Source organism: Flavicella sediminum (assembly GCF_006381105.1).
Taxonomy (GTDB): domain Bacteria; phylum Bacteroidota; class Bacteroidia; order Flavobacteriales; family Flavobacteriaceae; genus Flavicella; species Flavicella sediminum.
In genome coordinates, this window is record NZ_VDET01000007.1 from 375,935 (window position 1) to 399,490 (window position 23,556).

Annotated in this window: 24 protein-coding genes; 13 read left to right on the forward strand and 11 right to left on the reverse strand. The window is 33.5% G+C overall.

Annotation, left to right across the window (positions count from 1 at the left end; all coding sequences use genetic code 11):
- Positions 1-292: 292 nt before the first annotated feature.
- Positions 293-2,749, forward strand: coding sequence for a Plug domain-containing protein (locus FGM02_RS09580; RefSeq protein ID WP_139958145.1), 2,457 nt, complete (start codon positions 293-295; stop codon positions 2,747-2,749).
- 46 nt (positions 2,750-2,795) lie between these two features.
- On the opposite strand, the gene msrA is transcribed toward FGM02_RS09580, so the two are convergent.
- On the reverse strand, positions 2,796-3,329 hold the full coding sequence (gene msrA / locus FGM02_RS09585; protein WP_139958146.1) for a peptide-methionine (S)-S-oxide reductase MsrA: 534 nt from the start codon (positions 3,327-3,329) through the stop codon (positions 2,796-2,798).
- A 120-nt stretch (positions 3,330-3,449) separates the two neighbouring features.
- Between msrA and prfB the strand changes: the two genes are divergently transcribed.
- The 7 genes from prfB to FGM02_RS09620 all read left to right on the forward strand — a co-directional run bounded on the left by prfB (position 3,450) and on the right by FGM02_RS09620 (position 10,186).
- Positions 3,450-4,556: a peptide chain release factor 2 gene (gene prfB, locus FGM02_RS09590; RefSeq protein ID WP_139958147.1), complete on the forward strand. Its 1,107-nt coding sequence runs from the start codon at positions 3,450-3,452 to the stop codon at positions 4,554-4,556.
- A 4-nt stretch (positions 4,557-4,560) separates the two neighbouring features.
- Entirely contained in the window at positions 4,561-5,181 is a 621-nt protein-coding gene (locus tag FGM02_RS09595; RefSeq protein ID WP_139958148.1) for an HAD family hydrolase, read from the forward strand.
- A gap of 9 nt (positions 5,182-5,190) precedes the next feature.
- Positions 5,191-5,532 carry an arsenate reductase (glutaredoxin) gene (arsC, locus tag FGM02_RS09600; protein WP_139958149.1) on the forward strand — a complete coding sequence of 114 codons (342 nt, stop codon included), beginning with the start codon at positions 5,191-5,193 and terminating at the stop codon, positions 5,530-5,532.
- A gap of 142 nt (positions 5,533-5,674) precedes the next feature.
- The gene (locus tag FGM02_RS09605; RefSeq protein ID WP_139958150.1) at positions 5,675-6,979 is read left to right on the forward strand and encodes a D-arabinono-1,4-lactone oxidase; all 1,305 of its coding nucleotides are present in this window, start codon (positions 5,675-5,677) and stop codon (positions 6,977-6,979) included.
- Positions 6,969-7,643 (forward strand): HAD family hydrolase, encoded by a 675-nt coding sequence (locus FGM02_RS09610; protein ID WP_139958151.1) that lies wholly within the window; start codon positions 6,969-6,971, stop codon positions 7,641-7,643. Before FGM02_RS09605 ends, FGM02_RS09610 begins: the two co-directional genes overlap by 11 nt.
- Before the next feature lie 203 nt (positions 7,644-7,846).
- On the forward strand, positions 7,847-8,821 hold the full coding sequence (locus FGM02_RS09615; protein ID WP_139958152.1) for a YitT family protein: 975 nt from the start codon (positions 7,847-7,849) through the stop codon (positions 8,819-8,821).
- A gap of 96 nt (positions 8,822-8,917) precedes the next feature.
- Positions 8,918-10,186: a chloride channel protein gene (locus tag FGM02_RS09620; RefSeq protein WP_139958153.1), complete on the forward strand. Its 1,269-nt coding sequence runs from the start codon at positions 8,918-8,920 to the stop codon at positions 10,184-10,186.
- A 45-nt stretch (positions 10,187-10,231) separates the two neighbouring features.
- On the opposite strand, the gene FGM02_RS09625 is transcribed toward FGM02_RS09620, so the two are convergent.
- Complete coding sequence (locus FGM02_RS09625) at positions 10,232-10,654, reverse strand: secondary thiamine-phosphate synthase enzyme YjbQ (RefSeq protein WP_139958154.1); 423 nt, start codon at positions 10,652-10,654, stop codon at positions 10,232-10,234.
- Positions 10,655-10,738: 84 nt separating this feature from the next.
- A complete protein-coding gene (gene dnaK, locus FGM02_RS09630) occupies positions 10,739-12,637 on the reverse strand; it encodes a molecular chaperone DnaK (protein ID WP_139958155.1) in 1,899 nt (632 codons plus the stop codon).
- A 227-nt stretch (positions 12,638-12,864) separates the two neighbouring features.
- Between dnaK and FGM02_RS09635 the strand changes: the two genes are divergently transcribed.
- Positions 12,865-13,350, forward strand: coding sequence for a GyrI-like domain-containing protein (locus FGM02_RS09635; protein WP_139958156.1), 486 nt, complete (start codon positions 12,865-12,867; stop codon positions 13,348-13,350).
- 3 nt (positions 13,351-13,353) lie between these two features.
- Here FGM02_RS09635 and FGM02_RS09640 read toward each other — a convergent pair whose 3' ends face one another.
- The 5 genes from FGM02_RS09640 to FGM02_RS09660 all read right to left on the reverse strand — a co-directional run bounded on the left by FGM02_RS09640 (position 13,354) and on the right by FGM02_RS09660 (position 17,407).
- The gene (locus FGM02_RS09640; protein ID WP_139958157.1) at positions 13,354-14,598 is read right to left on the reverse strand and encodes an ATP-binding cassette domain-containing protein; all 1,245 of its coding nucleotides are present in this window, start codon (positions 14,596-14,598) and stop codon (positions 13,354-13,356) included.
- A gap of 7 nt (positions 14,599-14,605) precedes the next feature.
- Positions 14,606-14,971, reverse strand: a complete 366-nt coding sequence (locus FGM02_RS09645) for a ribosomal maturation YjgA family protein (protein WP_139958158.1) — start codon at positions 14,969-14,971, stop codon at positions 14,606-14,608.
- A 21-nt stretch (positions 14,972-14,992) separates the two neighbouring features.
- Positions 14,993-15,751, reverse strand: a complete 759-nt coding sequence (gene yaaA, locus FGM02_RS09650; RefSeq protein ID WP_139958159.1) for a peroxide stress protein YaaA — start codon at positions 15,749-15,751, stop codon at positions 14,993-14,995.
- Between the two features lie 62 nt (positions 15,752-15,813).
- Positions 15,814-16,851 carry an RluA family pseudouridine synthase gene (locus FGM02_RS09655; RefSeq protein ID WP_208021493.1) on the reverse strand — a complete coding sequence of 346 codons (1,038 nt, stop codon included), beginning with the start codon at positions 16,849-16,851 and terminating at the stop codon, positions 15,814-15,816.
- Between the two features lie 4 nt (positions 16,852-16,855).
- Complete coding sequence (locus FGM02_RS09660) at positions 16,856-17,407, reverse strand: PASTA domain-containing protein (protein WP_139958160.1); 552 nt, start codon at positions 17,405-17,407, stop codon at positions 16,856-16,858.
- Between the two features lie 92 nt (positions 17,408-17,499).
- On the opposite strand from FGM02_RS09660, the gene FGM02_RS09665 reads away from it, so the two are divergent.
- Genes FGM02_RS09665 through coaD form a run of 3 tightly spaced genes read left to right on the forward strand, consistent with a single transcriptional unit; the run spans position 17,500 to position 19,871 of the window.
- Positions 17,500-18,468, forward strand: coding sequence for a D-alanine--D-alanine ligase (locus FGM02_RS09665; RefSeq protein ID WP_139958161.1), 969 nt, complete (start codon positions 17,500-17,502; stop codon positions 18,466-18,468).
- A 12-nt stretch (positions 18,469-18,480) separates the two neighbouring features.
- Entirely contained in the window at positions 18,481-19,377 is an 897-nt protein-coding gene (locus FGM02_RS09670) for a sterol desaturase family protein (protein WP_139958162.1), read from the forward strand.
- Between the two features lie 44 nt (positions 19,378-19,421).
- The gene (gene coaD / locus FGM02_RS09675) at positions 19,422-19,871 is read left to right on the forward strand and encodes a pantetheine-phosphate adenylyltransferase (RefSeq protein WP_139958163.1); all 450 of its coding nucleotides are present in this window, start codon (positions 19,422-19,424) and stop codon (positions 19,869-19,871) included.
- A gap of 41 nt (positions 19,872-19,912) precedes the next feature.
- Here coaD and FGM02_RS09680 read toward each other — a convergent pair whose 3' ends face one another.
- From FGM02_RS09680 to FGM02_RS09690, 3 genes are all read right to left on the reverse strand, one after another.
- Positions 19,913-20,521 carry a YqaA family protein gene (locus tag FGM02_RS09680; protein ID WP_139958164.1) on the reverse strand — a complete coding sequence of 203 codons (609 nt, stop codon included), beginning with the start codon at positions 20,519-20,521 and terminating at the stop codon, positions 19,913-19,915.
- A gap of 13 nt (positions 20,522-20,534) precedes the next feature.
- Positions 20,535-22,190: a SulP family inorganic anion transporter gene (locus FGM02_RS09685; protein WP_139958165.1), complete on the reverse strand. Its 1,656-nt coding sequence runs from the start codon at positions 22,188-22,190 to the stop codon at positions 20,535-20,537.
- Positions 22,191-22,321: 131 nt separating this feature from the next.
- Complete coding sequence (locus FGM02_RS09690) at positions 22,322-22,903, reverse strand: NUDIX hydrolase (RefSeq protein WP_208021494.1); 582 nt, start codon at positions 22,901-22,903, stop codon at positions 22,322-22,324.
- A 7-nt stretch (positions 22,904-22,910) separates the two neighbouring features.
- Here FGM02_RS09690 and pyrE point away from each other — a divergent pair, with 7 nt between their 5' ends.
- Positions 22,911-23,552 carry an orotate phosphoribosyltransferase gene (gene pyrE, locus FGM02_RS09695; RefSeq protein WP_139958166.1) on the forward strand — a complete coding sequence of 214 codons (642 nt, stop codon included), beginning with the start codon at positions 22,911-22,913 and terminating at the stop codon, positions 23,550-23,552.
- Positions 23,553-23,556: the final 4 nt, after the last annotated feature.

Here is a 23,556-nt window from a genome sequence, read left to right on the forward strand (position 1 = left end):
AGCGTATTAAAATTTCTTTTTACAAACTAATTCAAAACAAATCGGACACTTGTGCTATTTTCTGTTATCCTATCTATTTTATTCAAAAACTACTTCTTGGAAAACAAATAACAACAAAACAGAACATAAGAACCATTGTCCAAATAGGATTATTTAGCTCCAACAAAAAACAAGCGTCTTGAAAAAAAATTAACAAGCCTTTATTTTTATCTCAAAAATTAAACTTTTAAAACTATTTTTGGTCTAAACTTTGAGAGTCAAAATTGACAAACTAATTAAGAAAAAATTTCCAATGAAAAAATCGCTATTGCTAATTGCGCTATTTATAGCCGCGACTTCTTTCACTTTACTAAACAACCAATTTTCTGATACGATCATTGCTAAATTAGAAGAGTACGCTACAAAAAATTATCCAGAAAAAATTTACGTTCAAACCGACAAACCCTACTACTCTCAAGATGAAACTATTTGGTTTACAAGTTATTTGGTAAATGGAATTACTCATAAAAAAACAGAAAAAAGTAGAGTCGTTCATGTGGAATTTATCAACGCACAGGATAGTATTTTAGACCACAAAAAATTATACATAGATCATATAAGTGGGTCTGGTGATTTTAAAATTTCTAAAAATTTAGCGGCAGGTAAGTATTTATTACGTGCCTATACCAATGATATGAGAAATAAAAATGAACTAGATTTCTTCCAAAAAGAAATTTCTATTTTATCTCTCAAAAACCCAGACAGCACAGCGCAAGCAACAATTGCACCAAAAAAAATTACTGCTTTTCCAAGGCCCAACTTACGTTTCTTTCCTGAAGGGGGTTATTTGCTAGAAGGAATTGCCAATAAGGTAGGGATTGAAATAAAAGACAAACACTATAAAAACAGTTCTTTAAGTGGAACCATTAACGACAATGAGGGGAATGAAATTTTTAATTTTAAAACCTTAGATTTTGGCTTGGGCGTTTTTAGTTTGACCCCTGAATTTGGAAAAACGTATTATGCAAGTATTTACATCAACGGTGCAGAAGAACAATATCCTTTACCAAAAGCCTTGCAAACTGGTCATAGTTTTAGCGTTACCAATAACGGAAACCAACTTTTAGTAAGTGTCAATTCTACAAAAAACAGTAATTTAGAAGGAACTTTTTTGGTGGGACACCAAAGAGGTCAGTTGATCTTTAAAAAATTTCAAGAAGCGGCTGTCAAGCAATATTCAATCATGTTACCCACTACTAAAATTGATGATGGTGTTGTGAATATTACCTTGTTCAATAAAGAAGGAAATCCAACCGCGGAACGTTTGGTTTATGTAAACAATCCTGGCAACAACCTAAAAGTTGTCTTCAAAAAAGAGAAAGAAAAGATTAGTCCGAGGCAACCATTTAAAGTTGCTGTTGCAATTAACGACGACAAAGGAAATAAAGTAGCTTCTGTATTATCAATGGCGGTTAGGGATATGGCCGCTGTACCACAAAATACGCGAACGGAGAATATAAAAACTTGGTTGTTATTGAATTCTGATTTAAGAGGACAGATAGAAAATCCAGGTTATTTCTTCGAAAAGGAAAATGATATTAAAAGACGTTATTTATTAGATTTAGTAATGTTGACCCATGGTTGGAGAAAATTCACATGGAATGAATTGTTAAACGGCAATATAGACTCCAATCAATACCCTATTGAAAAAGGATTGTTTATTACCGGGACTACAAAAATGTTGAAAAGACCGTATTCACCACACTCTTCTCCTACCCGTTTGACTTTTATGGGAAAACAAATTCACCAAGAGCCAATTCAACAATCAGACTCCTTAGGAAGATTTAAATTTGGCCCTTTTGTATTTACAGATTCTATTCCAACACTTTTAGAGGCTCGAATGGATAAATTCAAATCGAGTAAAAGAAAATCGAGAGACGTAGTAATTCTTGTGGACAAAGCCCAATCAAATAGCCCAGCAGTAAATAGAAGTATGCTTTTAAAATCGAATACTAGTGATGAAAAACAACTGGCTGCATTTTTGAAAATTTCTAAATACATCCAACAGGTTAATTTTGAATACGAAGAATCGGTTAGACAATTGGACGAAGTTATTGTAAGAGCAAGAAGAAAAACGGAGCTTGAAAAGCGCGAAGAAGAAATGAACGATAGAACCGATTATGGTTATGCCTCAAACCGACAAGTAATTGCAGATTTAGGTCCATCTGCGGGTTCACAAACCGCTTTTGAAGTGATTAGTTTTATGAATGGTGTTTCCGCACAAGGAGATACAATTTACTTAAGAAGAGCTGGTATTCCTCAGGTGTATTTAGACGGAATGCAAGTGGATGCAGATATGTTGCGAAGTTTTAATGCAGAAGATATCGCTTTTGTAGATATCTTGACAGGTGCCGAAGCCGCAACTTTTTCGAATGCAGGAAATGGAATTATTGCCGTTTATTCTAACACAGGAAACGTAAGAACAAAAAACATCAAAAGAAAACCTGGAATTATCGATTTTCAAGCAGAAGGTTTTTATACCGCTAAAAAATTCTATGCACCAGATCATATCAATGGTATTGAGGAATCCATGAAAGCAGATATCAGAACAACGCTTCATTGGGAACCATTTATTCGTACAGCAAAAGAAACCAACTCTGAAGTTTCATTCTTTTCATGTGACACCAAAGGAGATTATATTATTGAAGTCGAAGGAATCTCTGACGAAGGAGTTCCTGTTCATGGCTTTACAAGCTTTACGGTAGATTAAAACAAAAAAAATCCCAATANNTATTGGGATTTTTTTTGTTTTTGATTTATTTCAAATCGCCTGCAAAGTTTTTTAAAAATTTTTGCAATTTCGGATTGATCACTAATTTGCAATAAGGCTCTTCTTGGTGTCCTTCAAAATAATTATCATGATAAGCTTCTGCCGGATAAAAAGCTTCAAACGGAACCACCTCCGTTACAATTTCATCATGAAAAACGCTAGCCTTTGTAAGCTCCGTAATGAATTCTGAGGCTATTTTATTTTGTGCTTCATTATGATAAAAAATAGCCGATCGATATTGTGTTCCTATATCATTACCTTGTCTATTTAACGTAGTCGGATCGTGCGTTGCAAAAAAGACCTCCAATAATTTCGAAAATGAAATTAAACTGTCGTCATAACTTATATGCAAAACCTCTGCATGTCCAGTTCTACCCGTAACTACTTCTCTATAGGCGGGGTTTTTAATTGCTCCTCCGCTAAACCCTGAACGAACACTTATAACTCCTTTTAATTTTTGAAAAACAGCCTCTGTACACCAAAAACATCCATTCCCCAAAGTTGCTAATTTATTTGTCATAATTTTCTTTATATCATTTTCAAAATAGACTCTAATAAGGACAATTCCTTACAGGAAATGAATGTAGAGAAATTCTAGCAAACCCTTAAGCTAAATCATTAATTTGCTTATTTTTGTTTTATGATTACACAAGAACAGCTTGCAAAGTTATCTGAAAGAGCCAATAAACTAAAATCGTATTTAGAAATTGACAAAAAACAGATTCTTATAAAAAATGAAGAAGAAAAGAGTGCCAACCCAAATTTTTGGAACGATCCTAAAGCTGCAGAAATTGTTTTAAAAGAATTACGTACCTTAAAAAAGTGGGTTGAAAATTATCATGATATTTTAAATGGTATAGATGACCTTGGCATCTTACTTGAATTTTATAAGGAAGGAGAAGCTAGCGAAAAGGAAGTACAAATTGCAGAAAATAAATTGGTCAATTTACTAGAAGATGTTGAGTTTAGAAACATGCTTTCTGAGGATGGAGATCAACTAAGTGCTGTTTTACAAATTACAGCAGGTGCTGGTGGAACCGAAAGTTGTGACTGGGCGCAAATGTTGATGCGTATGTACATGATGTGGGCTGAAAAACAAGGATTCAAACTAAAAGAACTGAATTATCAAGAAGGAGAAGCTGCAGGAATAAAAACCGTTACCCTAGAAATTGATGGCGATTTTGCTTTTGGTTATTTAAAAGGAGAAAATGGTGTACATAGATTGGTAAGAATTTCTCCCTTCGATAGCAATGCAAAAAGACATACAAGTTTTGCATCCGTTTATGTCTATCCGCTGGTAGATGATTCTATTGAAATTGTCATCAACCCCGCAGATATTAACATTACCACTGCAAGATCAAGTGGTGCTGGTGGACAAAATGTAAATAAAGTTGAAACAAAAGTACAGCTAACACATAAACCTTCTGGAATTCAAATTTCCTGTTCTGAAACACGTTCGCAACATGAAAATAGAGACCGAGCTATGCAAATGTTGAAATCGCAATTGTATGAAATTGAATTGCGAAAACAACAAGAAGCTAGAAGTGATATTGAAGCTGGAAAAATGAAAATTGAATGGGGAAGTCAAATTCGAAATTATGTCATGCATCCTTATAAAATGGTAAAAGATGTAAGGACAGCTCATGAAACCGGTAATGTAGATGCCGTAATGAATGGTGAAATTGATGGTTTTCTAAAAGCATTTCTAATGAAAAGCAGTCAAAGTGAAGAAACAAACGAATTGTAAAAAAATGCAAAATAAAATAACAACTGTCGTTTTTGACCTAGGTGGTGTGCTAATTGACCATCATCCTGAAGTTGTTTTTCTTAAAGAATTTAAGGGCGACCAAGCAAAAACAGATTGGTTTTTAAATACTGTTTGTACAGCTGAATGGAATTTAGGACAGGATGCTGGAAGAACTATTGAAGAAGCCAACCGTTTAAAAATTGCAGAATTTCCAGAGTACGAAAAGCAAATTTTAATGTATTATGGAAATTGGGAACACATGTGTGTCGGTTCTATTGAAGGAACTTTAGCTATTTTTGAAGCGTTAAAAAAAACAAAGCAATACAAACTATACGCACTGACAAATTTTAGTTCAGAAACCTTTCCAAAGGCTCTAAAATTATTCCCCTACCTAAATACTTTTGACGGACGTGTAGTTTCTGCTGAAGAAAAAGAAATAAAACCTTTTGATAAAATCTATCAAATTCTTTTTGAGCGCTTTGACTTTGATCCTACTAACGCCGTTTTTATTGACGACAAATTAGAAAATATTGAAGCTGCCATTCGAAATGGCATGCACGGAATTCATTTCAAATCGCCAGAACAACTAGCAAAAGAATTAAGCCTATTTGGCGTTAGTTACTAAAAACAAAATATCATGAAAATATACCATAACCCACGTTGTACAAAAAGTAGACAAGGAGTGGCTTTTTTGGAAGAAGCAAAAGTAGACTTTGAAATTATTAAATACCTAGAGACACCTTTGAAGAAGGAAGAATTAAAAGACATACTTGTCAAATTAAACTATACTCCTATTCAATTGGTTCGAAAAACAGAAGCTATTTGGAAAGAAAATTTTAAAGGAAAAGAATTATCTGACGAGGAGATCATTGAAGCCATGGTTTCCAATCCTAAACTAATAGAACGTCCTATTATTCTAAAAGATAACAAAGCTGTTGTAGCCAGACCCACTGAAAAAATTTCAGAATTGCTCTAAGTTTTGGTTTCACTAAGATTAAAAATTAAAATGTTTTCTTCCTTTTAAAGACAAGAAGCAATTCATAAAAACAAACTGTTTAACAATAACAACAATGTGTTAAACATTTAATATCTTTGCGGCCACAAACATTCATGTTATAATGAAGAAAACAGAAAATGGGACTTGGATAAGTTGGAATGAAAATATTCAACATACTTATGATAATTTATACCAAATTACCACAGAAGAAGAATTAACAAAAATTATAGCTAGCTCTAAAAAAGTACGCATCTTTGGAAACAAGCAATCATCAGCCGACATAAGTGCTGGACTTGCCACATTGATTGATATCAAAGCCTATAATAAAATTTTACATTACAACGATGCAACTAGACAAATAACTGTTCAATCAGGAATAAAATTAGTTGACTTAATTGAAGCGGTAGAAGCCAAAGGCTGGTGTATACCTTGTTTGCCTGATATAAATACAGTTACCCTAGGCGGTGCTTTGGCAACAGGAACACACGGAACCAGTGGTAAATTATTAGCGAGTTATGTTTATCAATTTAGAGTTGTTTTAGCCGATGGAAGCATTAAAGAAATTACAGCAGGCGAAGAACTGATGGACGCCTTTAGAGTTTCAATAGGCGTTTTAGGAGTCATATCAACCATAACGTTTACTTGCAATCCAATTTATACTTTGCACATCAAAGAAGGGCCTCAAAAAGATGCTCTTTGGATTCAAAACTTAGAACAAAAATTAAAAAACTACGATTTTCTAAGAATTTTATGGCTTCCTCATACAGGTAAAGGATATGTGATTACAGGTAAAAAAATTCCTTCGGACACAATTATTTCTGAGAAAACAGGTCCGTCTTATTTAAAACATCGTCGAACAGTTTCCAAAATACTTTACAAATACACCCATCTCTTTCCTTGGTTTACTTCTATTGCTAATAAAATTTTGGGGTTTATATTCTTTAACAGCAATAAAGAATACAAAGGGAGTTTGTACCAAGCAACCGTCACCAAATCAAGAGGTGCCACTTTGGAATTGGCAGAATGGTCTGTTCCGTTGTCTGTGTTTCCAAAAGTCTTTCAGGAATTAAAAAAAGAAATCAACCAATGGAACAATTCTTCATTTATTCACATTCCAATGGATGTTCGTTTTGTAAAAAAAGACAATTCTTGGCTAAGTTATGCCTATAAAGAAGATACGGTAACCATGGGCTGTGTTTCTAGAAATGCATCAACTGCAGATAGCTATGAAGCTTTTAAAACGATAGAAACTATTTTCATAAAATATGGCGGTCGCCCCCACTGGGCAAAACGTTTTAAAGCAAAAGATGCACAATTAGGAAAAATTTATCCTAAATGGAAAGATTTTAAAAAATTGCGTAAAGAACTAGATCCCACTAATAAATTTTTGAATGCCTACCTCAAAACAATATTCAATGAAAAATAATACCCCATTTCCAATTGCTGTTTTATTCGATTTTGATGGTGTTGTTGTCGATAGCTTTGAAAGTCACTTTCATGCATGGAAAACTGCTTTTTATGAGATGTTTCAGAAAAACATCCCTCCTTTCCCTCATGAAAAACTCTCAGGAAAATCACCTTTACTAATTGCCGAATATTTTTGTGAATTAGCAGGTGACGTTTCTAAAACAGAGGATTTTTTCCATTTAAAAGCCAAACACTTACATGAAAGTGGAACCCCTCCAAAATTATTACCCGGTGTACATGAAATACAAAACTACTTAAAGGAACATAACATACCACATGGAATTGCCAGCAATGCTACTCGTAAATTTATCAAAAATTCTATTGCACAATTATCTCTTGGCTTTGAAAAGTATTTAGGAATTGAAGATTACCAATACCCTAAACCACATCCCGAAGCTTACCTTTCGTTGGCAAAAGAATTGCAAATAAAACCCGAAAACTATAAAAATGTTTGGGTCTTTGAAGACAGTATTACAGGAACAACTTCCGCTAAAGAAGCAGGCATGATTCCTATTGGAATTTTAACGCTCAATTCAGAAGCAACGATGAAAAAAGCAGGAAGTCGATTGGTGTTTCCAAGCTTATTTGAAGCTTGGCAATATATACAGTTACAAAACGCTTAATTTATAAATTTACATAAAAAGCTCAATTTTAATTAAAAAAAATGGCTATATCCTGTTGTTTATTTCAATTTAGAAATCAACTGAAAAAAGATTTTATTTCGTCTTCTAAAACTAATAATTGGCATTAACTTTGTTTCAAAGGAATCTCTTCAATTCATGAGGTTCCCCTGCTTAATGCAGTTAACAGAAAAATAAGCTATAAAATGAAACCTTTTTTAGAAAACATAATTCTTCGGACGACTCTCAAATTTAAACAGCATAAAAACAAGCATCTTGAGAAACCTTCCGAATACCAATTGGCTAAAAAGTACCGTGAATTAATTATTTCATTTAAAAGAAATATAAAAAATCTAATTTTAATCGTAGTTGGTATTTTTTCGGCCTCTTTTGGTTTTAAAGGTTTTTTATTAACAAACGATTTTATTGACGGAGGAGCTACTGGTATTTCATTACTTATTGCTGCTATAACAAACATTCCCTTGTATCTGTTAATCATTGCTGTAAATTTTCCTTTTATTTTATTAGGATACAAAATTATGGGGAAACGATTTACCATAAAAACAGCATTGGCTATTTCAGGACTTGCAATTTGTGTTGCACTGGTCCCGTTTCCAAATGTTACAGATGATGACCTATTAGTTGCTATTTTTGGTGGTTTTTTTCTTGGAGCAGGAATCGGATTGTCTATAAGAGGTGGTGCGGTGATTGATGGAACTGAAATATTAGCGATTTACCTAAGTCGAAAATTTGGAACTACCATTGGTGATATTATCATACTAATTAACATTGTTATTTTTTCAGTTGCTGCGTATTTTCTATCTATTGAAATTGCGCTTTACTCCATGATTACCTATATATCGGCCTCTAAAACATTAGATTTTATAATTGAAGGAATTGAAGAATATATTGGAGTCACCATTGTAGCCTCCCAAAGCAATCGTATCAAGGAAATGATTATTGAAAAAATGGGACGTGGCGTCACTATTTACAAAGGACAGGGTGGCTATGCAAAAAACGGAATTGAAAAAGATGTCAAAATTATTTACACAGTTATTACGCGACTAGAACTCAACAAACTGAATACTGAAATAGAAAAAATAGAACCTACAGCTTTTATTGTCATGAATAGAATAAAAGATATTAAAGGTGGAATGATCAAAAAAAGACCTTTGCACTAAGTCTTTTTTAGTCTTCTCAAAAAAAATATTGTCAATTTATACCCTATTCTTCTTCAACTAAAAAGAATAAAACATCGTTTTTAAAACTCATAAGTAATGAAATTAAAACGCAAAAGAAAACTAGTTAAATATCTAAGTATATTAGACCAACCTATAAAATTTAACCCATTTGTTTTTAGTAGAACTTTTGTGCTTTGGGCTTTATTAGGCTTGTTAGGCGGTAGTATTGCAGGTGTTTATTGGATAGTTTTAGAGTTTTTGACACATAAAATCGCCTTTTTTACTGGATGGTTGGTTATACCGATTATGACTTTTTGTGGTCTTTTAGCAGGATTGATCATTCACTTTATTGGGGATCCAGGTGAAATTCATTTAATTGTAAATAATATCCGCTTTAATAAAGGAAAACTAGATCCTAAAAATAATCCTTCAATGGTACTTTCTTCCCTAGTTTGTGTCGCCTCTGGCGGAAGTCTTGGTCCAGAAGCACCTCTTGTACAAGTAACAGGATCTACGGGTACATGGATTGGAAAATTATTTCGCTTCAAAGGAGAAGAATTAAGATCATTAACCATTGCAGGAATGGCCTCTGGCTTTACAGCGCTATTTGGTGCCCCTTTAGGAGGAAGTTTATTTTCTTTGGAAATACTACACCACAAACATGCTGTAGAATACTACAAAGCGATTATGCCGGCCTTTGTAGCGAGTTCTTTTAGTTATTTGATTTTTGCATTGATTATACACTTAGGTCTTGGACCTACTTGGGATTTATCCTCTTATGAATATTCTGGAGTGTTTGATTTTGGTTATGCCGTAGTGTTCGGAATTGTAGGGACCGCTTTCGGTTGGTTGTTTATTTTTTCTGTAAAATTTTTCAAAACTATTTTTGAACTAAAGCCATTGCCTATTTACATAAAATCAACTATTGGTGGATTAGCACTTGGTTGTATTGCCTATTATCTTCCTATTACACGCTACTTTGGACACCATGAAATAAATGAACTTTTATCGCATCAATTTTCATTAAGCCTACTCATGGCTATTTTAGTTTTCAAAATTATAGCCATTTCTATTACGGTAACTTCGGGGTGGAGAGGTGGATTTATTATTCCGTTGTTTTTTGTAGGTGCTACTTTAGGGCTTATACTCCATCAATTATTTCCTTCTATAAACACAACTTTAGCTATTGTTAGCTGTATGGCTGCCATAAATGCTTGCGTTACTAGAACCCCCATGAGTACTACTATTTTATTAGCAACTTTAACAGGTTTTGGACACCTTATCCCTATTCTATTTGCTAGTTTAACAGGGTATTTTTTAGCGCCAAGAATCCCTTTTATAGGTTCACAAATGAATAAAGAATAAGCAATAACTTATTTTCAAATAGCTACTATTTCTTCCTTAAAATAATTATACACCAAATGCAGAAACAACCAAAGTTCTAGCACCTCCATAATTGCGATGTTCACCTAAATAAATTCCTTGCCAAATACCTAAATTTAATTTACCGTTTGTAATTGGTATTTGAACCGAACAGCCTAACATAGAAGATTTAATATGCGCTGGCATATCATCACTACCTTCATAATCATGTTTGTAATAAGGTATATCTTCAGGAATCATTTTATTTATATGTGTTTCAAAATCTTCTCTAACCGTAGGATCTGCATTTTCATTTATGGTTAAACTAGCCGATGTATGTTTAATAAACACTTGCAAGTGTCCTTGTTTAATTTTTTGAATTTCGGGCAGCTCATTAATAATTTCATTTGTCACCAAGTGATAGCCCCTCGTTTTGGCTTGTAATTTAAATTCCTTCTGATAAAATTTCATATAAATGTTATTTATTTACTGATACAAAAATAAAAAAGCCGCTTTAGTTTCCTAAAGCGGCTTTTAAAATTATTCTAAAAGGAATTACTTCACTTCTTCGAAATCTACGTCTTCAACAGCATCTCCTTCAGCGTTAGCTTCTGGTTGTGCAGCTCCAGCCTCAGCTCCTCCCTGTGCTCCTTGAGCAGCAGCTTGGAATTCAGCAGCAGCTCCTTGCAAAGCTGTATTTAAAGCTTCAATAGCTGTATCGATACCTGTGATATCTTTAGCAGCATGTGCAGCTTTCAATTCAGTTAAAGCAGCATCAATTGGTGCTTTTTTATCTTCTGGAAGTTTTCCTTCTACTTCTTTCAATTGTTTTTCCGTTTGGAAAATCATTTGATCTGCAGTATTCAACTTTTCAGCAGTTTCTCTTGCAGCAGCATCAGCTTCTGCATTTGCTTCTGCATCTGCTTTCATTTTAGCAATATCTTCTTCTGACAATCCAGATGAAGCTTCAATCTTAATTTCTTGAGATTTGTTGGTTGCTTTATCAATTGCAGATACTTTGATAATACCATTGGCATCAATATCAAAAACTACCTCAATTTGAGGAACTCCTCTTTGTGCTGGTGGAATATCTGTTAATTGGAAACGACCAATCGTTTTATTATCTGCAGCCATTGCTCTTTCTCCTTGTAATACATGGATATCAACAGATGGTTGGTTGTCTACAGCTGTAGAGAACACTTGAGATTTTTTAGTTGGAATAGTTGTATTTGACTCAATTAATTTAGTAAATACATTCCCCATAGTTTCAATTCCTAAAGATAAAGGCGTAACGTCTAATAACAATACATCTTTTACATCTCCAGATAAAACTCCACCTTGAATAGCAGCTCCAATTGCAACTACTTCATCAGGATTCACACCTTTGTTAGGTTCTTTTCCGAAAAATGCTTTTACTCTTTCTTGAATCACAGGAATACGAGTAGAACCACCTACTAAAATTACTTCGTCAATTTCAGAAATATCTAAATCTGCATCCGCTAAAGCCTTTTTAACTGGCTCCATAGAACGGTTTACTAAATCAGCAGCTAATTGCTCAAATTTAGCACGTGTCAATGTTTTTACTAAATGCTTAGGTCCTGAAGCAGTAGCAGTAACATAAGGTAAGTTAATTTCTGTTTGAGCAGAAGATGATAATTCAACTTTTGCTTTTTCAGCAGCTTCTTTTAAACGTTGTAAAGCCATTGGATCTAAACGTAAATCTACTTCCTCTTCTGTTTTGAAAGCATCTGCCAACCAGTCAATAATTACTTCGTCAAAGTCATCACCACCTAAGTGTGTATCACCATTTGTAGACAATACTTCAAATACTCCTTCTCCAATCTCTAAGATTGAGATATCAAAAGTACCCCCACCTAAATCGTATACTGCGATTTTTTGATCCGTTCCTTTTTTGTCGATACCATAAGCTAATGCCGCAGCAGTTGGCTCGTTGATAATTCTTTGTACTTTTAAACCTGCAATTTCACCCGCTTCTTTTGTAGCTTGACGTTGTGCATCGTTAAAGTATGCTGGTACTGTAATTACAGCCTCAGTTACATCATGACCTAAATAATCTTCAGCAGTCTTCTTCATTTTTTGAAGCGTCATTGCAGAAATTTCTTGAGGAGTGTATAAACGTCCGTCAATATCTACTCTTGGCGTATCGTTGTCTCCTTTTACTACTTTGTAAGGTACTCTTCCTACTTCGTTAGAACATTCAGAAAACTTGTTCCCCATAAAACGTTTTACAGATGCAATCGTTTTTAACGGGTTTGTTACTGCTTGTCTTTTTGCAGGATCTCCAACTTTACGTTCTCCTCCTTCAACAAAGGCAACGATAGATGGTGTCGTTCTTTTTCCTTCTGCATTAGGGATTACAACTGGTTCGTTACCTTCCATTACGGCAACACAAGAGTTTGTAGTTCCTAAATCAATTCCAATAATCTTACTCATAATATTTATATTTAATATTCTTATTTCAGTTTTACAGAAACACAATAGTCAATTGTTGTGCCAATTAAAAAAGCGCTAGGAATTGTCATATTTTAAGATTATTTTGTGACAGTCTGACAGATTTCATCTTATGAATTCTAAAAATACGAGGTGAAACTGACAGAATCTGAATGTACCCTTGCTACAAGAATTGGCAGAAATTGTATTTTTGTCAAAAAAAACAGCTTATGACAATCCCTACAATTCAAACATTCGACAAAAAAATTATTATCGGTAAAAAAACACGCATGTCATTGGTACAAAACAAAACGCAAAAGTTATGGCAATGCTTTATGCCTAAACGAAACGAAATTGAAAACACCAAAGGCATTGAATTTTTCTCTATCGAAATTTATGACAATTTAGATTTTTTTAAAAACTTCAATCCCAACAATCAATTTGAAAAATGGGCCGCAGTAGAAGTAACAAAGATTGGAAAATTTCCTTCCGATTTTGAGGTGCTTGAAACTATTGAAGGAGAATATGCCGTGTTTCATTATCATGGTGATGCTGCCAACGCTTTTAATTTTTATCAATATATTTATGGTGATTGGCTTCCAAATTCAAAATATATTTTAGACAAAAGGCCTCATTTTTCCATTATGGGAGCTGCCTACAAAAACAACGACCCAAATTCTGAAGAAGACATTTGTGTTCCTATTCGTTTAAAATAAATATTACAACTTAGCACCTATAGAACCTTCAGTAGCTTCTTCTAACTTATAAGTGTGATCTGGTTCCAAACCTTTTTCCATGATATGCGAAACATAAATTATGGTGGTTCTGGTTTCTTTGGCAATTTTATTAATCAATGCCACAATTATGGCAATACTGTCTTTGTCTAAACCTGAAGTAGGCTCATCTAATATTAATAAAGGTGGATGTTTTACCATGGCTCTTGCAATTAACACCATACGTTGCTGACTCATAGTTAGCGTGCAAAAAGTTTTGTTCGCTAAGTCCGTTAATTGCATCAACTCCAACCACTCTTTCGCCAACTTTACATGAATGTCAAGTGGTTTTATATACAAGCCAATAGAATCATAAAAACCAGACAAAACCATGTGTAATACAGAATGTCTTCGATTAAATAACTCCGTAATGTTTGGCGTAAAATAACCGATTTTCTGTTTTATTTCCCAAACATTTTCTTCCGTTCCTTTAAGCTTATCGAACAATACAATGTTTTGTCCATAAGCTTTGTGACTGTCTCCAGTAATTAAAGAAAGTAAAGTAGTTTTTCCTGTTCCATTTGCACCTATCAATTGCCAAAATTCACCTAGTTTTATTTCCCATGAAATATTTCCAAGGACTTTCTTTTCGTAAAAACTTACCGACACATCTTGTAATTTCACAAAAGTGTTATAGGCATAGGCATATTTGGTGGTTGTTTTAGGAATTGAAAAATCATCAAATATTTTAGTTTTCTCTTCAAAAAAACTTTCTATTGCTTTTTTATAAGGAACAATGTCTTTCGCATTTTCAACGACAAAAAAATCTTTTATAAAGGGTAACAATTCGTCCTGACGAGCAACCACTTGTATGATGGAAATTTTCTTAGCAGCTTCCATCAAAAGCGCTTCAATTAACTTTCTATTCTCTACATCTAAATTGTCGAATACATTTTCTACAATTAAAAACTTAGAATCCAACGATAATAAATATTGTAAAAGTGCTCTTTTTCTTTCTCCACTAGACATGGAGCGCAAGGACTGTCCATTCTTTACTTCAAAAATAGAAACATCTCTTTTTACTTCATCTTCAATTAGGTGTTTTAATGTTGCAAGAGAATAGGTCAATAAAGTTCTTTTATAACCCGTGGTAGGCTCCATGTAGCCTTGTTGCACCAAAAAACTGGTCAAATCGATGACTGATTTTTGACTTTTTAAAATGGCAACATGTTGTATTTCTTGTAAAGACATACCTAATTTAATTTATTATTTTTCTGTCAAAATAGCTGCTTATAAAAATTCCTAAGGAATACGCTAGCAAATCCAAAGGATCAAAATTGGCACCTAAAACCACATGTCCAAAACTTCCTTTCGAGAAACCTAATACTTCAGCCAATTTAAAATATTGTGAAAATTCTACTAGAAAAGCAAAGAGCAAAACGCCTATACTTACATAAAACCCTTTTCCTGTATAAAAAATTCGAGCCAAAGAAAACAATAAAATAACCGACAATACATCTCCAACAAATGGACGTATAAATCGGTCGTGAATCGTTAGAGCTATGAGAATTTCTATCAATAACAAAACGAGAGAAATAAAAAGATAGCTTTTATTGAATTTCATTCTTTACTTAAATCAAATTTCTTAACGAACAAACACAAATTCACTTTCCGAAGAAAGTTCTTCATTGTATTCGTAATTCCCGTAATTAAATCCTTTCAAAGATTCCGCATCATTGATATCGTTATCAATAATATAACGTACCATCATACCCCGCGCCTTTTTCGCGAAAAATGAAATTATTTTTAATTTTCCGTTTTTATAATCTTTGAAGTGTGGTGTAATTATAGGAGCATTGATCAACTTTGGTTTTACAACTTTATAATATTCTGTACTTGCCAAATTCACCAATACCTCTCCTTCTTCTAGCTCTGCATTTATCGCCTCAGTAACTTTGTTGTCCCAAAATTGGTACAGATTGTCATTTCTTCCAACTTTTAATTTGGTGCCCATTTCCAAACGGTAGGCCTGCATTAAATCGAAAGGTTTTAAAATTCCGTACAAACCTGACAAAATTCTTAGCTTGTCTTGTAATTGATCTAATTTTTCTTCAGGAATGGTATAGGCATCTAAGCCCAAATACACATCTCCTTTAAACATATAGACGGCTTGCCGTGCATTTTCTTTGGTAAAAGGTAAGGACCAATCTTGATTTCTTTGCCAATTCAATTCGCCCAAATTTTCAGAAATACTCATTAATTCTGACAATTTTTTAGGGGATTTTTTTCGCAGTACCTCTGACAGTTTTTGAGAATCTTCTAAAAACTGTGCATCGCTATAACGACTTGTTGGTATTGGAGTTTCTAAATCCAATGATTTGGCTGGTGAAATTACTATTTTCATGATATTATACTTTTACTAAAGTAGTTTGCTATTTTCTATTTTACTTGCTCCTTAACAGACGTCTAATGCTCTTCTTTTGCATTAATTGTATAAGCTCTCCAACGTTCCAATGCTGTTGTAATATCTTCAGGAATTTCTGAATCAAAGCGCATCATTTCATTGGTTACAGGATGAATAAATCCTAAAGTCTTAGCATGCAATGCTTGTCTAGGTAAAGCTTTAAACGTATTTTCTACAAACTGTTTGTATTTGGTAAATGTGGTCCCCTTTAAAACTGCATCACCACCATAACGGGCATCGTTAAACAAGGTGTGACCTATATATCTAAAATGGGCTCTAATTTGATGTGTTCTTCCCGTTTCCAACCTGCACTCTACTAAAGTTACATAGTTAAAACGTTCAATTACTTTGTAATGCGAAACGGCAGGTTTTCCGAAATCTGCATCTGGAAAAACAGACATTTGCAATCTATTCTTTAAACTTCTTCCAATATTTCCTTCAATGGTTCCTTCATCTTCCACAACATTTCCCCAAACAAGGGCATGGTATACACGTTCCGTACTTTTGTCGAAAAATTGTTTTGCCAAATGTGTCATGGCCTGCTCTGTTTTTGCCACCACTAATAAACCACTGGTATCTTTATCAATTCGATGTACCAAACCAGGTCGTTCATTACTGTTTTTTGGTAAATTTTCTATATGATGAATCAAACCATTGACAAGTGTTCCTGAATAATTTCCATGTCCTGGATGCACCACCATACCGGCAGGTTTATTAACAACCATTAAAGTATCATCTTCATAAACCACATTGATTGGTATGTCTTCTGCTACCAATAAATTTTCATGCGGTGGATGTTCCAATACAACACGTATGACATCTTTTGCTTTTACTTTGTAACTCGATTTAACAGCAACATCATTGGCCAATATATTTCCATTTTTTGCTGCTTCTTGAATTTTATTTCTAGTGGCATTTTCGATAAAATTCATTAAAAATTTATCCACACGTAAAGGTACTTGCCCATCACTAGCTACAAATCTAAAATGCTCATATAAATCATCCTGCTCTAACTCCTCTGCTCCTTGTTCTTCTATCATTTTCTTATCGTTTACCATTACCTAACACCAAATCTATAACCGATTTTTTAGGTAGTTTATCTCCTTTATTAATTTCCTTTCCTTTGAATTTCAATTTTCGAACCACATCTTTTCCTAAATCTTGAATATAAGAATAGTCTCCAATTACAAATCCAACAGCTCTTAACTGCGCTTCCACTTCATTTTTAGTCTTCCCGTAAAAATCTACAATATGTACATCGCCATATTTTGATGGATTCAATGTTAAATATATTTTTCTGTTTTCTTTTACAAATTCTCCTTCAGTAGGACTTTGTTCTATCACTGATTTTCCTGGGTAATTTGGATTAAAACTAGCTGAATCTATCACTTCATAACGAAGGTTTAGTTCTTTTAAAACAGTTTCAACTTTTGAAAACTCCATTTTAGACAAGTCTGGAACTTGAATTTTTTGATCATGATTTGTGGTTACAAACAACCAATTTGACAGTGCAAAAAAGCCTCCAACAACTATAACAGCAACGATTACTAACTGCATTATAAATTGCTTACTAACGATAAATTTTATAAAACTCATTTTTGATTCAATTTTGAACAAAGATATAAAACGAATAGGTTCACTTTTAATTTATATTTGATATTTTTGAAACACAAATTTAGCACAACAAAATGAAGAAAAATATTGCCGTAATCATGGGAGGTTACTCTTCGGAGTACAAAATTTCTATAAAAAGTGGAAATGTCGTATTTCAACACATTGACAAAAACAAATACAATGTTTATTGTGTTCATATTTTAGAAGAGAAATGGGTTGTTTTGATTGATGATATTGAATATGCAATAAACAAGCATGATTTTTCAGCTAAAATTAATGAGCAGACTTTAACTTTTGACTATATATTCAATGTCATTCATGGTACACCTGGTGAGGATGGTGCTATTTTAGCTTATTTTGATTTATTGAAAATTCCGTACAGCTCTGCTCCTTTTTATCAAATGGCCTTAACTTTTAACAAAAGAGATTGTTTAAGTGTTGCGAAGAACTATGGAATTCATACCGCCATTTCTTATTATTTAAATGAAGGCGACAGCTATAATATTGAAGAAATTATTGAAAAAGTAGGCCTACCGTGTTTTGTAAAACCAAACAATGCAGGTTCTAGTTTTGGTATTTCTAAAGTACATAGCATTGAAGATTTTTTACCGGCATTAACTACCGCTTTTAATGAAGATTCAGAAATTCTAATAGAATCTTTTCTTAACGGAACGGAAGTTTCTGTAGGTGTCATTCAATATAAAGGTGAAATTAAGGTATTGCCAATTACAGAAATTGTTTCAGAAAATGATTTCTTTGACTATGAAGCTAAATATTTAGGAAAATCTAAAGAAATTACACCTGCCCGACTTTCAGCCGCACAAGAAGAAAATGTAACGAAGGCAGCCAAACATATATACAAATCATTAAATATGCGTGGATTTTCTAGGTCTGAATTTATTTTTATAGGAGATATTCCTTATTTTTTAGAAATGAATACAGTTCCAGGAATGACAGAAGCAAGTTTACTTCCACAACAAGCAGAAATTGCAGGAATTTCATTAGCCGATTTATTAACGGACACCATTGAACGAAGCTTTTAAAAAAACAGATCCATGAAGACTTATATTGACATATTTCGCAATGAATTTTTCGGCATGACTTCATGGGTATGGAATCAAATTACCTTTCAAGAGCTTTGGTACCAAAATTATTTTTATGGCCTAATCGCCATTTCTTTAGTTGTTTGGGTTTTAGAAATTCTTTTTCCTTGGAGAAAAGAACAAGCTATTATAAGAAAAGATTTTTGGCTAGATGTTTTCTATATGTTCTTCAACTTTTTCGCTTTTAGTATTTTTATATACGGCTTCTATGGAATTATACAACATAGCGCTTCAAGCATTGGCTTTAATTTAAATTCGATCACCTTAATTGATATAAAAAAACTTCCGCTTGGCTATGGACTTTTGGTGTTTTTTATATTAAACGACTTTGTACAATGGCTTACGCATGTGCTCTTGCATCGTTTTGATTTTTTGTGGCAATTCCACAAGGTACATCATTCGGTAGAAGAAATGGGCTTTGCTGCGCATTTACGCTACCATTGGATGGAGAATTTATTTTACAAACCCCTAAAAACATTGATTGTTATGTTTCTTGGTGGTTTTGAACCAGATATGGCTTTTGCTATTCATTTTTTATCCATACTAATTGGTCATTTAAACCATGCCAACTTAAAAATCACTTGGGGACCTTTGAAGTATATTTTCAACAATCCGGTAATGCATTTGTACCATCATGCAAAAGCGCTTCCTAAAAATAGATTTTATGGAGTCAATTTTGGGATTTCTTTAAGCCTGTGGGATTATTTATTTAAAACAAACTATATACCCCAATCAGAAGATGGAACAATTGAACTTGGATTTGATGAAGTAGAAAACTTTCCTAAAAAATTTCTTCAACAAATCACCTACGGTTTTACTAAAAATGCATCCAATCAAAATCACAAGTAAATTTCCGTATATTACTACTCTATTTGAGATTCAAACAAGATATTATGAAAAAAGCAGTTTTTCCAGGTTCCTTTGACCCAATTACCTTAGGCCATGTTGACATAATCAACCGCGCCATTCCTTTGTTTGACGAAATTGTCATTGCTATTGGTGTCAATGCGGATAAGCGTTATATGTTTACTTTGGAAGAGCGCATTGAATTCATAAAAAAAACCTACGCACACGAACCGAAAATTTCTATACAAAGCTATAGCGGACTTACCGTAGATTATTGTAAATCTATAGATTCGAGTTTTATTTTAAGAGGATTGAGAAACCCAGCCGATTTTGAATTCGAAAAAGCCATTGCCATTACCAACAGAAAATTATCGGGTATAGAAACGGTTTTCCTATTGACCAGTGCAGAAACTTCTTTTATAAGTTCTAGTATTGTAAGAGATATTCTAAAAAACAAAGGAGATGCTTCTATTTTAATTCCTAAAGGAATATTATAGTGACAAATACACTTTTCAATTAAAGTACAAAAGTGAGTACCTTATATTAAGGTAAACAAAAAGATAGCATAGACAAAGAAACGCACAAAACGAAACAAACCTAAGTAAGCCGCCCATTTAATAGGATAACCTGTTATTCCACAAACCATCATAACCATAGAAAACGGAACCGGCAATAAAGCAGAAACAACCACAAAAAAACCACCCCATTTCTTTAAATTCTTAAAAAGATCGCCATATTTTCTAATGGCCCAATCGTGAATTTTAGGAACGTGGATAATCTTTTCTCCCAAATAGAAAGATACGAGACCACCCGCATAGGAAAGCGCAGCCAAAATAGCGACCAATATCCAAGCATTTACGTGAACATGTGTACTGAGTTCTTTAGACCAAATGATAAACAAATCTGGAGGTAAAATTCCGAGAAAAGATTCAGAAACCGTAAATATTAAAAAGACCGCCCATGTATCAACATTGGTAACAATAAAGCTAAAAATTTCTTTTAGCGTAATTACATAGGTTTCCATTAAAAAAATCAATCCAAAAAACACCCCAATAACAATCCCTAATTTGGTAAGGTTGCTACCTAAAAAAGAAAATAAACCTGTTCTTCTTAAATAATGGTAATACAATTTTGAATATCTGTTCATAGCTACTTTTATATTATTTGGAATAAATACCTTTTGTAAAACTTTCAGGATCGGCAGCTAAATGATAACGAGGATCGTCAATATCTTCAATTACTACCTTATGAAAACTATCGTCACTTTTGTACAACAACACTTTACACTCTTCACTCAAATGTTTTAACTTAATTGTTTTCCCTGCCTTTTGATACTTGTCAACTATATTAGAAATAGCTTCAATTGCCGAATGGTCACTAACACGAGATTCAACAAAATCAATTTCTACCTGATCTGGATCATTTTTTACATCAAATTTTTCATTAAAACCAGATACAGAACCAAAGAATAGTGGTCCCCAAATTTCATAGGTTTTTGTTCCATCTTCTTTTAGTCTTTTTCTAGCTCTAATTTTTGTCGCATTTTCCCAAGCAAAAACCAATGCTGAAATTATAACCCCAACAAATACGGCAATTGCCAAATCTTCAAACACGGTTACTAAAGAAACGGTAATTAATACAACCGCATCTGCCACTGGAATTTTACGAAGAATTCTAAAACTTGACCAAGCAAAAGTTTCAATAACCATCATAAACATTACACCTACTAAAGCCGCAATCGGCACTTGTTCAATATATTGATCTGCAAATAAAATAAAGATTAACAGAGTAACTGCGGTAATAATCCCAGATAATCTTCCTCTACCACCTGCGTTGATATTAATTACTGTTTGTCCAATCATACCACAACCTCCGGTACCTCCAAACAATCCACTTACAATATTTCCAGCACCTTGTGCAATACATTCTTTATTTCCATTTCCTCTTGTTTCTGTTAGCTCATCTACCAAGTTCAAGGTCATTAAAGATTCTATCAGACCAACAGAAGCAGCTAAAAAAGCAAAGGGAGCTACAAATAATAAGGTATCTAAATTAAAAGGTAAATTGGCCCAAAGCTCTTTATTTGGGGTTGGAAATTTCCCTTCCAATCCAGTCCCTCCACCTTCTCTTATATAAGAACCTACAGTAGAAACATCTAAGTCTAGAAAAACAACCACACCAGTTGTCACCAATATAGCCGTTAAGGCTGCAGGAATTTTTGTAGTGATTTTAGGTAAGAAAAATATGATGGCCATGGTTAATGAAACCAAACCAATCATTAAATACAATTCCGAACCTTCCATATAAATGTTCAAGTATTGCTTTACACCTTCTGCAGAAACGTTCATTTCTTTGTGAGTGAACATTTTTACTTGTGCCATAAAAATCACAATCGACAATCCGTTTACAAACCCCATCATAACAGGATGTGGAATTAAACGAACAAAACGACCTAATTTTAACAAACCAGCACTAATTTGAAATAGCCCCATTAAAACAACAGCCGCTAACAAATAAAAATACCCCATATTTTCAACAGGAGCATCAAACAACATTCCTTTGGTATGACCTTCAGCAATCATACTAACAAAAATAACCGCCACGGCACCGGCAGCACCAGAAATCAATCCAGGTCTACCACCAAAAATAGCGGTAATTAAACCCACAATAAAAGCACCTGACAACGCTACTAAAGGATCTATTTGTGCAACAAAAGCAAATGCAACAACCTCAGGAATCATTGCTAAAGAAACTGTTATTCCAGCTAAAATATCATCTTTCGGATTTTGAACTACTTTTCGTATAAATTCAGTCATTACAAATGTGTTTTTTTATAGAGTGCAAAAATACGCTTAATATTTATATTGACAAGCTTTCTAAACAACAGTTTAAGGCCTTCTGCAAGATTGCATAAAGCCTACTTAAATTTAGCAACAAATTTGACGAGTTAAAACAGTAATTTAATGTTTGGATAAGTGTTTTTTAATGCCACTTCCGTTTCCATTTCATTTTTAAACAGCACATCCGTTATTCCTTCTTCTTCTTGCGGAACTAGCGCTCCTGAGTAATCAGTTTTCATTAAATACCAATAGGTAACTTTTAAACGCCACTCCTCCTTAAAATAAAAAGTATGGTAAGTTGTCTCCAATGGAGAAATGATTTTTAATTCATTTACCCCGCACTCCTCTTCAACTTCTCGTATGGCAGCCGTTTCTTTATCTTCTCCTTTTTCAATATGCCCTTTAGGCAAATCCCATTTATCAAAGCGGTAAATAAATAGGACTTCCTTATTATTATTTAAAACTTTTCCGCCAGCGGCTTCAACAACTTTAAATTCTTTTTTAAACAATTCCCAATCTTCTGAAAGGTTTTCTACAAATAAAAACACACCTTCTACCTCCTTTTTTGCAAGAACTTTAATGACATTTTCCAAGTTCCATATCTTCATATCAAATAAGACAAAATTATTTCTCTTTTTAAATGAATCTATGAAAATAATTGGCTTGTCATTCATAAAAACTTTATACATTTGCAACATGATTTTGAACAAAGATACAGCAAATGCTACAGCTAAATTGCTTTTGCAAATAAAAGCAATAAAATTAGAGCCAAACACACCGTTTACTTGGGCTTCAGGATGGAAATCGCCAATCTATTGTGACAATAGAATCACGCTTTCGTTCCCACCAATTCGTAATTTCTTAAAAGAAAATATGGCTAAAATTATCGTTGAAAAATACGGTAAACCAGATGTCATTGCTGGCGTAGCTACAGGGGCTATTGCTATTGGTGTATTGGTAGCTCAAGAATTGGGAGTTCCTTTTGTTTATGTACGACCAGAAGCTAAAAAACACGGACGTCAAAACCAAGTGGAAGGCTTTTTAGAAACAGGATCTAACGTAGTTGTTGTAGAAGACTTAATTAGTACCGGTAAAAGTAGTTTACATGCCGTTGAAGCTTTGAATAAAGCCAATGTAAATGTAAAAGGAATGATTGCCATTTTTACCTATGGTTTTGAAATTGCTGACGCTAACTTTAAAGAAGCGAATATTGACCTTACTACTTTAAGTAATTACGAGCACTTATTAGAACAAGCCTTAAAAGATAATTATATCACACAATCTGAACTTGGAGCACTTTCTCAATGGAGAAGAGACCCTAGTACTTGGAAACAATAAACTA